This window comes from Oleiphilus messinensis, assembly GCF_002162375.1.
GTDB classification, from domain to species: Bacteria; Pseudomonadota; Gammaproteobacteria; order Pseudomonadales; family Oleiphilaceae; genus Oleiphilus; species Oleiphilus messinensis.
Map to the genome: position 1 here is coordinate 3895895 of NZ_CP021425.1, position 12727 is coordinate 3908621.

The 12727-nt window shown below is 47.2% G+C and carries 10 protein-coding genes; 2 read left to right on the plus strand and 8 right to left on the minus strand.

All coding sequences use genetic code 11. The features are described from left to right. Nucleotides 1–4: 4 nt before the first annotated feature. From sdhA to sdhC, 3 genes are read right to left on the minus strand one after another with little or no spacing between them, the layout of a single operon-like run. Nucleotides 5–1777 (minus strand): succinate dehydrogenase flavoprotein subunit, encoded by a 1773-nt coding sequence (sdhA, locus tag OLMES_RS16980; protein WP_087462370.1) that lies wholly within the window; start codon nt 1775–1777, stop codon nt 5–7. Between the two features lie 5 nt (nt 1778–1782). Beyond that, nucleotides 1783–2130 carry a succinate dehydrogenase, hydrophobic membrane anchor protein gene (gene sdhD, locus OLMES_RS16985; protein ID WP_087462371.1) on the minus strand — a complete coding sequence of 116 codons (348 nt, stop codon included), beginning with the start codon at nt 2128–2130 and terminating at the stop codon, nt 1783–1785. Next, nucleotides 2124–2498: a succinate dehydrogenase, cytochrome b556 subunit gene (gene sdhC / locus OLMES_RS16990; protein WP_087462372.1), complete on the minus strand. Its 375-nt coding sequence runs from the start codon at nt 2496–2498 to the stop codon at nt 2124–2126. Before sdhC ends, sdhD begins: the two co-directional genes overlap by 7 nt. 1048 nt (nt 2499–3546) lie before the next feature. Between sdhC and gltA the strand changes: the two genes are divergently transcribed. Next, nucleotides 3547–4821, plus strand: coding sequence for a citrate synthase (gene gltA, locus OLMES_RS16995; protein ID WP_087462373.1), 1275 nt, complete (start codon nt 3547–3549; stop codon nt 4819–4821). A gap of 91 nt (nt 4822–4912) precedes the next feature. Here the strand turns inward: gltA and topA are convergent, their stop codons facing one another. Further along, complete coding sequence (gene topA / locus OLMES_RS17000) at nt 4913–7588, minus strand: type I DNA topoisomerase (RefSeq protein WP_087462374.1); 2676 nt, start codon at nt 7586–7588, stop codon at nt 4913–4915. A 309-nt stretch (nt 7589–7897) separates the two neighbouring features. Between topA and OLMES_RS17005 the strand changes: the two genes are divergently transcribed. Beyond that, nucleotides 7898–8677, plus strand: coding sequence for a hypothetical protein (locus OLMES_RS17005; RefSeq protein ID WP_087462375.1), 780 nt, complete (start codon nt 7898–7900; stop codon nt 8675–8677). Between the two features lie 123 nt (nt 8678–8800). On the opposite strand, the gene htpG is transcribed toward OLMES_RS17005, so the two are convergent. From htpG to OLMES_RS17025, 4 genes are all read right to left on the minus strand, one after another. Then, the gene (htpG, locus tag OLMES_RS17010) at nt 8801–10714 is read right to left on the minus strand and encodes a molecular chaperone HtpG (RefSeq protein ID WP_087462376.1); all 1914 of its coding nucleotides are present in this window, start codon (nt 10712–10714) and stop codon (nt 8801–8803) included. 149 nt (nt 10715–10863) lie between these two features. Continuing rightward, a complete protein-coding gene (locus OLMES_RS17015; RefSeq protein WP_087462377.1) occupies nt 10864–11304 on the minus strand; it encodes a PaaI family thioesterase in 441 nt (146 codons plus the stop codon). Then, nucleotides 11301–11843: a PaaI family thioesterase gene (locus OLMES_RS17020; protein WP_087462378.1), complete on the minus strand. Its 543-nt coding sequence runs from the start codon at nt 11841–11843 to the stop codon at nt 11301–11303. The genes OLMES_RS17015 and OLMES_RS17020 overlap by 4 nt, the downstream gene beginning before the upstream one ends. Nucleotides 11844–11936: 93 nt before the next feature. Further along, entirely contained in the window at nt 11937–12665 is a 729-nt protein-coding gene (locus OLMES_RS17025) for a DUF599 domain-containing protein (protein WP_087462379.1), read from the minus strand. Nucleotides 12666–12727 lie beyond the last annotated feature (62 nt).

Genomic DNA, 12727 nt, shown 5'->3' on the forward strand with positions numbered 1-12727 from the left:
TCTCTTAATAAGTCCTGGCTTTAGGTGGAAATGCTTCGACTGTCTTCGGTGCGAAGTTCACATCTCTCTTGGTTACACGCTTGTCTGCGGGGAAATACAGAGAGTGTTTCAACCAGTTCTCATCATCACGCTCAGTGAAATCGTTTCGAGCATGTGCTCCACGACTTTCTTTACGCTCTTCTGCTGCAACCGCAGTCGCGATTGCTACTTCATATAAGTTCTCGAGCTCCAGAGCTTCAATACGAGCAGTATTGAACGCTTCACTCTTATCTTCAAGATACAGATTATCGATACGACCACGCAACTCGTCGAGCATCTTGAGGCCTTTTTGCATGCTTTCACCTTCACGGAACACGCCGAAGTAAAGCTGCATCGTGTTTTGCAGATCCTTTCTCACATCAGCAACACGCTCACCGCTGCTGGATGAGTTCAAACGCTCAAGACGCGCCATCGCTGCATCAATATCGGAATCAACAGCATCCATCGCGCTATAGCCCTCGCGAAGCGCCTTTTCAATCTGAATTCCTGCTGCCCGACCAAATACAACCAGATCCAGCAGCGAGTTGCCGCCCAATCGATTAGCGCCATGGACAGATACACAAGCCACTTCACCACAAGCATACAGGCCGTCAACAACCTCATCGACACCATCAACATTTTGGGTCAACGCTTGCCCACCAACATTGGTCGGGATACCGCCCATCATGTAGTGACAAGTCGGTACGACCGGTACTGGCGCTTTAACCGGGTCAACATGAGCAAATGTTTTCGACAACTCACAAATCCCCGGCAAACGAAGATTCAACGTTTCTTCACCGAGATGATCCAGTTTCAACAATACGTGATCTTTGTTCGGTCCACAGCCGCGTCCTTCAAGAATCTCCAACACCATTGAACGCGCAACAACATCCCGACCAGCCAGATCTTTAGCATTCGGAGCATAGCGCTCCATGAACCGCTCACCCTCACTATTGATCAGGTAACCACCTTCACCTCGGCAACCTTCAGTAACCAGTACACCCGCATCCGCGATACCGGTCGGATGGAATTGCCACATTTCCATATCCTGGGCTGGGAAACCTGCTCTCAACGCCATACCCATACCGTCACCGGTGTTAATCAAGGCATTGGTGGTTGAAGAGTAAATACGACCTGCACCACCAGTCGCCAATACCGTTACTTTGGAACGAATATAGACGGTTTCGCCCGTCTCGATACAGATCGCGATAATTCCAACAACAGCACCTTTAGCGTTCTTGACCATGTCCACGGCGTACCACTCATTCAAGAACGTGGTTCCACCTTTAAGGTTGGCTTGATAAAGGGTGTGCAACAAAGCATGACCAGTCCGGTCTGCTGCAGCACAGGTCCGCGCTGCCTGCCCGCCTTTACCGAAATCTTTGGACTGACCGCCAAATGGACGCTGATAGATTCGCCCGGTCTCTGTTCTGGAGAATGGCAGACCCATGTGATCCAACTCAAATACCGCCTGCGGACCGACCGAGCACATGTACTCGATAGCATCCTGATCACCGATGTAGTCGGAGCCTTTAACGGTATCAAACATGTGCCAGCGCCAGTCATCATTCGGATCTGCACTTGCGATCGCACAGGTAATTCCACCCTGAGCAGAAACGGTGTGCGAACGGGTCGGGAAAACTTTTGTTACACAGGCCGTTTTAATTCCCGCTTCTGTTAATTGCAGAGCTGCCCGCATGCCTGCGCCACCGCCGCCAACGACGATCGCATCATAGGTTAAAGTACGAAGATTAGACATATTTTTTACAGCCCCCACAGAATATCAATTGTCCACACAACATAGACAAACATCACCGTTCCACAGCCAGCCTGAAACAGGAATCGCACTGCGCTGTTTTTCAGGTAATCGGTAGATACGGTCCACATTCCAATCCATGCGTGAGCCGCCAGTGAAACCAGCGCCATAAGCGTGAAGACACGCATCCACGTTTGTTCAAAAAGACCTTTCCAGGCCTCGAAAGTCAAATCAGCACCAAATGTCAGGTAGACCAACAAATAAAGAAAATAAAGCGCCAACACAACAGCACTAACACGCTGGACCATCCAGTCGTATACACCACTGCGTCCTAAATTCGTAACACTGGCTACCATATGATTACTCCTGCCAATAAGGTCAACACAATTGAGACAACCAGGGTTACCTTAGCACCCAGAAGCCCGCTTTCTAGTGTTTCGCCGATGCCTATATCCATCAGCAAATGTTTAACTCCCGCAACCATGTGGTATAGCAACGCGGCCAATATACCCCACAGTACAAGCTTGGCAAAAAAGCCCTGCAATGCTTCCTGAAGCGCAAGGAACGACTCCTTACTCTCCAGTGACGCACCAAGTGCGCACAGCAGAAAAGCAATGGCTACAAACAAGATCACTCCGGAGATCCTGTGCAGGATCGACGTAATTGCCGGGAGTGGAAACTGAAATTTTGACAAATCGAGGTTAACTGGTCTTTTGTTGTTCACAGCTCTTTCACACTCTACGATGGCCTCGTTAAAGGCGAGTTAATTGGTAGTGCACAAAGAAGTCCGACGGTGTCCGCCGGCCGCCCTGAACACAAATCCCCTGCCCTGAGTTCAAATCCAGATCGAAACGAAACTACAATAGACGACTACCAGACCTGGCAACGGGTTACGTCTCTCCTATATATGGATATAGAAAATGACATCCGCTTACTTGCTCTGATACTCCCCTGTTACAGTCTGCGAAAGCAATCATCAAACTGGTCTTGCCGGTTATCGTTCGACAACTCCAGTACGTAAGCCAAAGCTTTGCGTACCATTAAGACCAGGGACTCGCTTTACTGAATCTGAAATCGAGCCCCGAAGTTACGGCAAACCTGATAGTTTTACCTAAGCAGAGGTTCATGACTCACTGATCGGTAAGCTGACTATCAAATATGTCTTAAACAACGTTGGCTGGGAAGGTTGCACATCAATGCAGATATTTGCAATTACAAAAGAAATGAGTCTTCGCATCCCTCTCGCAAGAGACAAACACACACATCTCAGGCGATTCCGGGTACGGGATTATAGAGTCCCACCTCACAAATTACAAACTTATTAAACCGATAGCATCGTTTTGGTACAACACACCTAATATAGACCTAAAATCCAACTTTACATGCACCAAATTAGTATTTATCCGCCCTAAATAAATGCATTTTTTACCTAATTCAGGCTAAAGTTTAATAATTCGTCGATTTCTGATTGACAAAAAACATTGAGGCCATATAGTTTTCGCGCCTTAAGTTAATTGCCCATACACATGCGATGAAAAGACCAACCACAAAATGGTAATGGTTACTGGCAACTAATCATCGAATTCGGCAATATTTAACCCTAGATGTTTGCAGATAACGTTAACCACTTTATGACAGCTAGCCGGAACAACCGGTCTAAATGTCACGGCCATGGGAAGTGCACAGGATTGATCGGCGAGTGACTCAGTGGACTGGATTTGTCATAATGCAAAGTTTAGATAAAGCGAAAAAACCGGAAATAGGAGAGCACCATGTCTGATAAAAAAGCACAGTTATCGGTGGGTGGCAAGACAATTGATCTGCCAGTATATTCTGGCACCGAAGGTCCAGACGTAATTGATGTAAGAGGCCTGGTTGCAGAGGGCGTGTTCACATATGACCCCGGCTTTGTTTCAACAGCTGCATGTGAATCACAGATCACATACATAGATGGCGCGAATGGTATTTTGTTGCATCGCGGCTACCCCATCGAACAACTTGCTGAGAAATCAGATTACCTTGAAACCTGTTTTTTACTTCTTCACGGTGAACTGCCTACTCCAGAAGAAAGTGAGAAATTCCGCAACACTGTGAAAAACCACACGATGGTTCACGACCAGGTAATCCACTTCTTCAACGGTTTCCGACGAGATGCCCACCCAATGGCAATCATGTGTGGCGTGGTCGGAGCATTGTCGGCGTTCTACCATGACTCCATGGACTTTTCGGACCAGGAGCATCGTGAAATTGCAGCATTCCGACTGATCGCAAAAATGCCAACTTTGGCAGCCATGTGTTACAAGTACTCAATGGGTCAACCATTTATGTACCCACGAAATGATCTGAGCTACTCAGAGAACTTCCTGCACATGATGTTTGGCACCCCATGTGAAGAATACCAGCCAAACAAAACGCTGGCCAAAGCAATGGATCGCATCTTCCTTCTGCATGCAGATCATGAGCAAAACGCTTCAACCTCTACAGTTCGACTTGCTGGCTCCACTGGAGCGAACCCATTCGCCTGTATCGCATCCGGCATCGCAGCACTGTGGGGCCCTGCACACGGTGGCGCAAACGAAGCTGTGCTGACCATGCTTGAAGAAATCGGTGACGAGGCAAACATTCCAGAGTTCATCGAAAAAGCGAAAGACAAAAATGACCCATTCCGCCTGATGGGCTTCGGTCACCGTGTATACAAAAACTTTGATCCACGTGCAAAAGTAATGCGTCAGACTTGTAATGAAGTCCTGACCGAACTGGGCCTGGAAGATGACCCATTGCTAAAGATTGCGATGCGACTGGAGCAAATCGCACTGGAAGACGAATACTTTGTGAAACGCCAGCTGTATCCTAACGTAGATTTCTACTCCGGTATCATTCTGAAGGCAGTTGGTATCCCGGTTTCCATGTTCACGGTAATCTTCGCCATGTCGCGTACGATTGGCTGGTTCGCACACTGGAATGAAATGATTTCCGGCAGCTACCGAATTGGTCGTCCTCGCCAGCTGTACACGGGTTACACCAAGCGGGACTACCCGACTGAATAATGCCGTGTAATAGCAATATTGCAAGCAATTAAAAAAGGGGCGAAAGCCCCTTTTTTAACTTTTGATACAACAGAAAATAACGCTTTCTGAATTACGCTTTTTTCTTCTTCGCTGCCGCCGCTCCTTTTGTTGCTTTAGCGGCTTTCTTGTTCTGCTCAACCCATTTACCACCCTCGTAAAAAGCAGACCACCCCGTCGCCTTGCCCTCAACTTCCGACATCAGGTATTGCTCCTTGGTCTTGCGACTATAGCGGATAACCGCAGGCTCGCCATCGGGGTCAGCAACCGGACCGGAAAACAAGAAATGATACTTTTCATCAATTTCTTCCTTGTGCGGCAACAACTCTTTCAACAATGGCGCTCGAGTCTCCCGATTCTTTGGAAACTTACTGGCAGCCAGAAAAAGACCTGAAGCCCCATCGCGCAAAACGTAGGTGTCTTCCACTTTCTCGCAATTTAACTCTGGCATCGGCACCGGATCCATTTTCGGCGGCGCAGGCTCACCATTCTTTAACAACTTCCGGGTATTACTGCAATCATCGGCCGTGCAACCGAAATACTTGCCAAAGCGCCCGGTTTTCAGCTGCATATCCGAACCACACTTGTCACACTCCAAAACTGGCCCATCGTAACCCTTGATTTTGAAGTTACCCAATTCGATGTCATAGCCAGTGCAATCCGGATTATTGCCACAGATGTGTAGTTTACGCTTTTCATCCAGCAAGTAACTATTCATTGCAGTGCCACAGATGGCGCATCGATGCTTCTTCATCAATAGCCGGGATTCACCTTCCTCATCCTCATCAGCATTGACGACCTCATCACCAGAGATAAGATTAATAGTATTTTTGCAGCGCTCCTTGGGCGGCAAAGCATAACCTGAGCAACCCAGAAATACGCCAGTACTGGCAGTCCGTATCTGCATCGGCCGCCCACAATCGGTACAGGTAATATCCGTTTCCACAGGCTGATTTACGCGCATCCCGCCCTCGTCAGACTCAGCCTTGCTCAGTTTGCCCGTAAAACCGGAATAAAACTCATTTAATACCGCTTTCCATTCCAGCTTGCCGGTTGCAATGTCATCTAGCCGCTCTTCCAATTGCGCGGTAAATCCATAATCCATCAAATCATCAAACGATTCAGAAAGGCGATCAGTTACTATATCGCCAATTTTTTCCGCATAAAAGCGGCGATTCTGGAGTGTCACATAACCCCGATCCTGAATCGTGGATATGATCGAAGCATAGGTCGAGGGCCGACCAATGCCCCGTTTTTCCAACTCTTTAACCAAAGCGGCTTCAGAATAACGCGGCGAAGGCTTGGTAAAGTGCTGCTTCGGATCCAGCGCTTTGAGCCCCATCGCCTCGCCTTGCTTAACATCCGGCAAAACCAGAGAGTCATCTTTTTTCATGTAAGCGGGTAACGCTTTCAAGTAACCGTCGAATTTCATAATCCGACCACGGGCCCGCAATTCAAAGTCACCCGCCTGCACAGTGATTGAAGAACTCAAATATTGAGCATCACTCATCTGACAAGCCACAAACTGACTCCAGACCAACTCATACAGGCGCTCAGCATCTTTCTCAAGACCGGAAATATCCACCGCCTTGACATTTACATCTGACGGCCTAATCGCCTCATGCGCTTCCTGAGCGCCTTCTTTGCTCGAATAGTTCCGTGCTTCAGGGGGCAAGTAAGACGAACCATATTGACTGTCAATAAAGCCTCTACAGGACTCCACAGCCTCAGCACTAAGATTTGTTGAATCCGTTCGCATGTAAGTGATGTAACCCGCCTCATAGAGGCGCTGGGCTAACTTCATCGTCTTTTTAACGCTAAAACCCAGTCTGTTGCTCGCTGCCTGCTGCAACGTTGAAGTGATAAACGGAGCATTCGGCTTGGAGCTTGTCGGTTTGTCTTCACGCTGCAGAACCCGGTAGTTAGCCCCCTGGAGCAATGCCAACAAACTATCGGTATCGTCTTTACTCGTTGGACGGAACGCTTTCCCCATATACTTCGAAACTTGCATCCGAAGAGGAGAATTCTCTTGGGTCAACAGATCGGCAAAGACTTCCCAATATTCTTCCGGGATGAATGCGTTGATCTCACGCTCGCGCTCGACAATCAACTTTACAGCAACGGACTGGACCCGACCGGCGGATAATCCACGCGCGACTTTCGCCCACAGGAGAGGTGACACCATGTAACCAACAACACGGTCGAGAAAGCGACGTGCCTGTTGTGCATTTACACGGTTAGTATCAAGCGATGATGGTTGCTGAAAGGCTTCACTGATCGCTTTTTTAGTGATTTCATTAAAAACCACTCTCCGGTATCGACTTTCATCACCGCCAATGGCTTCAGTCAAATGCCAGGCAATGGCCTCCCCCTCTCTATCCAAATCCGTAGCCAGATAGATTTCATCGGCACTTTCTGCCAATCGTTGTAATTCAGAGACAACTTTCTCTTTGTCAGGCAAGATTTGATACTGCGCTTTCCAATCGGATTCCGGATCGACTCCCATCCGATTTACCAATTGCTCCTTTGCTTTTCGCTTTTTATAAACCGCTTTCTCTTCAGGGCTCATTTTTCGCGTTTGAGCAGCAATTCGCGCGCGCTCTTTTGGATCAGTTGTGGATCCTGATCCAGTTGTGGGCAAATCTCGGATATGCCCCACACTCGACTTGACGACAAACTTTGACCCCAAGTACTTGTTAATTGTCTTTGCCTTGGCTGGCGATTCCACAATGACCAGTGATTTTCCCATATTTGGATTTGTCCGGTTTTCTGATAAATTGCAACTCTGCGCTTAAAATTCGTGGCGACATATATAAGTGGTTGTAGCTCAAGGGTCAAGGTATTACCAAAACTTTGTTAAAAATATCTTGTTTTAACGTGCCCGCCCTTTTGCCCCCAGGAAGCAATATTTCGTTTTTTGGCGACTTTTAATGCCATCTTTTTACGCTAGACTTATCAGTAACTTAAGCGCAACGCCTAAAATGAATCGGGCACAGCAATCGCACAGGCTGAATTTCGCTTTAAATTAACTTTAGCAAATGGAACATATTTTACGGATATGATGTATTGGATAGGCCTCGGTTTTTTAGGAATAGTCTTCATTGCTGCCATAATATTCAGCTCTATCGCTTATAAACGCCAACAAGCGCTTTATTTGAAGCGCAGCCAAATCAGACAGCACAAAAGGACACTTGAAGAGCTTAATGAATTGCAACACACTTTATTGCGGGTTGACCCAGAGATGGAACTGGTACAACTGATTCAGATGAAAGCTGTGCAAATCCATCAGAAAATCACTCAGATTGATCCAGGCGCGACGGTCTACGCTGACGAGCTAAAAAATCAAAGTGAACGATTGAAGCAATACCAAGAAAAGAAGAAAAATCCCGACGCGAACTATGCACTGAATAACGATAACGATATCGAAATTACCAACTTACACCTTAACGGCATCTTCAAAATGCTGGTAAAAGCCAAAAAGTCAGGCAACTTGCCAGAGGGTAGATTCAAACACTTTGCAGGCCATTTGCAAAATCTAAAACTTAATATTGAAGTCAGTAGTCACAGACATCAGGCGGAACGATATCTCGCAGAAAATGACCGGGTTATGGCGCAAACCCACCTGAAACTCGCGCGCGAAGCACTGCGCAGCACCAAACTGGATTTTCCGGAAAAAGCCGAGCAAATTCGAGAACTTACCACTAACATCAAACAAGTTATGGCGGGCTATATTGGCGAACAAAATAAACCCAAATCAAACGACACCACCGCACCGTCGAATACCACTCCAGCCCAGGAAAAAGTAGCCGAAACTGAGGGTCTCAAGAAAAAGTTTTAGCCCCTGTACATCTCCCCCACTTCTTCCACTCTACAACCCCGCCCCCGTCCAATAAGAGCAGACAAAAAATAGGCCACTGGTAAGGTGGCCTATTTTTTTAAACGAGAACGTCCGGGGAGCAGACTACTGGGTTAACTCCAGCAACAACTTGTTCAATCGACTGACGTAACTACCAGGATCTTTCAAATGCTCTCCGCCTGCAAGATTGGCCTGATCGAACAGAATCCAGGCTAAATCATTGAAACGATCGTCATTCTGTTCTTCATTCAAGCGCCCTACCAGAGGATGCTCTGGATTGATTTCAAAGGTCGGCTTGGCATCAGGCATAGCCTGACCTGCAGCTTCCATAATCTGTCGCATCTGGAGCCCCATATCATTCTTGCCAACAACCAGACAAGCAGGAGAATCCGTCAAACGATTAGTTACCCGCACATCCTGAACCTGGTCTTTGAGTAACTCTTTCAGTTGATTCAACAGGCTTTCGAACTTCTTGCTTGCTTCTTCAACTTGCTTTTTGTCATCCTCATCTTCCACTTTGCCGAGATCCAACTCACCCTTGGCAACGTTTTCGAATGATTTCCCGTCGTATTCAAACAAGTGACTCATCATCCACTCATCAATACGATCATACATTACCAATACTTCGATGCCTTTCTTACGGAACACTTCCAGATGCGGACTGCTCAGACCTGCAGCGAAATTATCAGCGGTAATATAGTAGATCTTGTCTTGGCCTTCTTTCATTCGACCGATGTAATCGTCCAGAGACTGGTCCTGATCCGACTTACCCGTATGGGTCGAAGCAAAACGCAACAACTTGCAGACTTTTTCCCGGTTATTGAAATCTTCAGCGGGACCTTCCTTCATAACTTGCCCAAACTCTTTCCAGAATGATGCAAATTTTTCAGGTTCGTTCTTCGCCAGCTTGGCCAGGTTATCCAAAACCCGTTTAGTCAACGCGCTGCGCATACTATCAACAGCATCATCGCTCTGCAGAATTTCCCGCGAGACATTCAGTGACAGATCAGCAGTATCAACCACACCTTTTATAAATCTCAGATAAAGCGGCAGAAACTGTTCTGCATCATCCATGATAAAGACACGCTGAACGTAGAGCTTCAGGCCCCGGGGCGCTTCACGATTATAGAGATCAAACGGTGCACGAGCAGGAACATACAGCAGACTGGTGTATTCCAGCTTACCCTCTACCTTATTATGAGACCACAACAATGGATCCTGAAAATCATGAGAAATGTGCTTGTAGAACTCTTTATAGTCCTCGTCTTTCAGCTCATTACGCGGCACAGTCCAAAGTGCAGTCGCCTCATTGATCGTTTCATCTTTTGGCTCTTCTGGTGACGCCTCTTCCCCTTCCGGATTAGGCATCGGCTCTGATTTCATCACCACAGGAAACGAGATGTGATCCGAGTACTTTTTAACCAAACCACGTAAACGCCAACCGTCCGCAAACTCTTTACATTCTTCCTTGAGGTGCAGCGTAATCCGGGTACCACGATCTTCTTTTTCAACCGTAGCAATGGTAAATTCACCATCACCTTCCGAGATCCACTGTACCGCTTCTTCTTTCGCTACACCGGCTTTACGGGTAACCACTTCAACTTTATCTGCGACGATAAATGCTGAATAGAATCCCACACCAAATTGACCGATCAGACTGGAATCTTTCTTCTGATCACCACTGAGGTTTTTCAAAAACTCGGCAGTACCGGATTTCGCAATTGTACCGAGATTCGAGATAACCTCCTCACGCACCATACCGATACCGTTGTCATCGATGGACAACGTTCCCTGATCTTTATCAAACTCAAGTCGAATCTTCAGATCAGAATCGTTTTCGTACAATGCATCATTCGACAATGCCTCGAAACGTAATTTATCTTCAGCATCTGACGCATTCGATATCAGTTCTCGAAGGAATATTTCTTTGTTGCTGTAGAGAGAATGAATCATCAAGTGCAACAATTGCTTCACTTCGGTTTGAAAGCCAAGGGTCTCTTTCTTCGCTTCAACTGACATAGTGTTACCGTCTCCTGTTCTTTTATCTTTAGCGTTGACCAACCGGGCCCCTACCCGGGAAGAGGCGACATCAGAAACTGATTAGCCTCTCGTCATGATGTGAAGAGAAATGGGGTCGGTTTTAAACATTTCAAGCAAAAAAGTTAAAATCAATCCAGGGCATCAAAAATAAAATGTGCACGTGCGGTAGCAATCGGCTTGGTTCGCGATGCCTGCCAGGCATTAACAATCACATTGGCAACCCGGTTTCCCTGACGCGTCAATTGACACTCAACAAACGTATCCCGATTCAAACCTGCACGCAAATAATCCAAAGAGAAGTCAACAATGCGCGGCAGTTTGGGCGTATCCTGATACATGATCAAATACAGTGATGCGGAGATTTCCATAAAGCCCCCGAGCACCCCACCATGAATCGCTGGCAGTATCGGGTTTCCCAAATTACTTGCCCGCTGGGGCAGCTTGAATATCACATCATCGCCAAAACACTCACAGGTTACCCCAATCGTTTGTGCATAGGGGATCAGCCCGACCAGTTCGGAATAGTCCCCAGTTTTTTGGGCTTTTTCTGCGATCACTCTCAAATTCATTGTATTTGATCTCCCGCAATGGCCTGTCCTGGAATTTGAAACTGCGAAATATCGCCGCCGCCTTCTTCAATGTACCGTCGAAAAGCTTCCGGTGAATTTTCCTTGCCAATCCTCATAAAAGTCGCTACGCAATTCGCAACCATGCGCTCTTTACCACCGTCTTCCACCTCCTGAAAGGCTTCACAGCGGGTGAAAATGATATTGTCGGTGATTCGATATGCTTTAGCTCTTGCGAACACGGGCAGCCTGGGCATTGCAGGTCGCATGTAATCTACCCGTAAGTCCAGCGTCGGACACAATTCGAATTCCGGCAATGCACACAGGATTACAGTCCCGGAAGCGGTATCCATCAACGTTGTGATTGCCCCCCCGTGAATGACACCATTATCAGGGTTGCCCACAATTTTTTCCTGATAGGGCAACTTCAGCAGCAAATGATTTTTACCGGCTTGGACAGGTGAGATACCCAGCTCCTGGCATTGCGCAAGCACGCCGACAAATCGAGATGCCCGATCAAATAGGGCTTGTTCACTGGTCATCTTTCCTCCTGGTCGCCAGCTTTCGCGACACAATTAAAACAGCAATTAACAAATTATTGACACACGCGGCCAATAAACAACATGTACTCGAGCCTAGGATTGCCCAGCCCCCTCATCCTCAAAAACTTTGCCAGCTCTAAGTGCCTTTAACGCTCGGGATTCGAACTCGCGATGGTGCAATATAACCACGACCGCAGTGGATATTACCATAAACAGAACAGGGTGAACGAACCAGCTCAATACCGCCAGTGCGTAATAATAAGAACGCAAGCCCAGGTTAAATGCATCACCCGCATGATTGGCAACCTGGGCGGCGGATTGTGCAAACGCCTCCCTTGCTCGGGGACTGACTTTCGATTCACTCGCCAACGGCGCGCTGCCAATCAATACCGCACAAAAATTATACTGACGCATTGCCCAAGTAAATTTGAAAAAAGCGTAGACAAACACCACCATCATCACGCTCAATTTGATTTCCCACATCATGCGCGAATTAAGGTGGGCAAACGGGATATCACTGAATAATTCAAGCGCTTTGTCGGTATACCCCAGCGCAGTGAGTATACCTGCAATGATCAGAAGGCTACTTGAAGCGAAAAAAGCACCATTACGCTCCAGATTACCCACCACAGAGGCATCAGCAATACGATTCTCCCGCATCAGAAAACGGCTCATCCAATCCGCTCGATAAAGATCTAATGTATTTGACAGACTGGGAACGGATTTCGATTTACGGGAGGAATAAACACCATAGCCAATCCAACACACGAGAAACCAGACTAAAGCAACGATATCCAGCAAATTTGATTCTGTGAAACTCATAAATTTTTTACGTTCCCCTCGGCCATTCAGGCAGTAAGCCTGATACTATTATTAACAATTGA

Excerpts from the sequence above, each read along its gene's own strand:
- sdhA (WP_087462370.1), bottom strand. The coding sequence starts at position 1,777 with ATGTCTAATCTTCGTACTTTAACCTATGATGCGATCGTCGTTGGCGGC.
- sdhD (WP_087462371.1), bottom strand. The coding sequence starts at position 2,130 with ATGGTAGCCAGTGTTACGAATTTAGGACGCAGTGGTGTATACGACTGG.
- gltA (WP_087462373.1), top strand. The coding sequence starts at position 3,547 with ATGTCTGATAAAAAAGCACAGTTATCGGTGGGTGGCAAGACAATTGAT.
- topA (WP_087462374.1), bottom strand. The coding sequence starts at position 7,588 with ATGGGAAAATCACTGGTCATTGTGGAATCGCCAGCCAAGGCAAAGACA.
- OLMES_RS17005 (WP_087462375.1), top strand. The coding sequence starts at position 7,898 with ATGATGTATTGGATAGGCCTCGGTTTTTTAGGAATAGTCTTCATTGCT.
- htpG (WP_087462376.1), bottom strand. The coding sequence starts at position 10,714 with ATGTCAGTTGAAGCGAAGAAAGAGACCCTTGGCTTTCAAACCGAAGTG.
- OLMES_RS17015 (WP_087462377.1), bottom strand. The coding sequence starts at position 11,304 with ATGAATTTGAGAGTGATCGCAGAAAAAGCCCAAAAAACTGGGGACTAT.
- OLMES_RS17020 (WP_087462378.1), bottom strand. The coding sequence starts at position 11,843 with ATGACCAGTGAACAAGCCCTATTTGATCGGGCATCTCGATTTGTCGGC.
- OLMES_RS17025 (WP_087462379.1), bottom strand. The coding sequence starts at position 12,665 with ATGAGTTTCACAGAATCAAATTTGCTGGATATCGTTGCTTTAGTCTGG.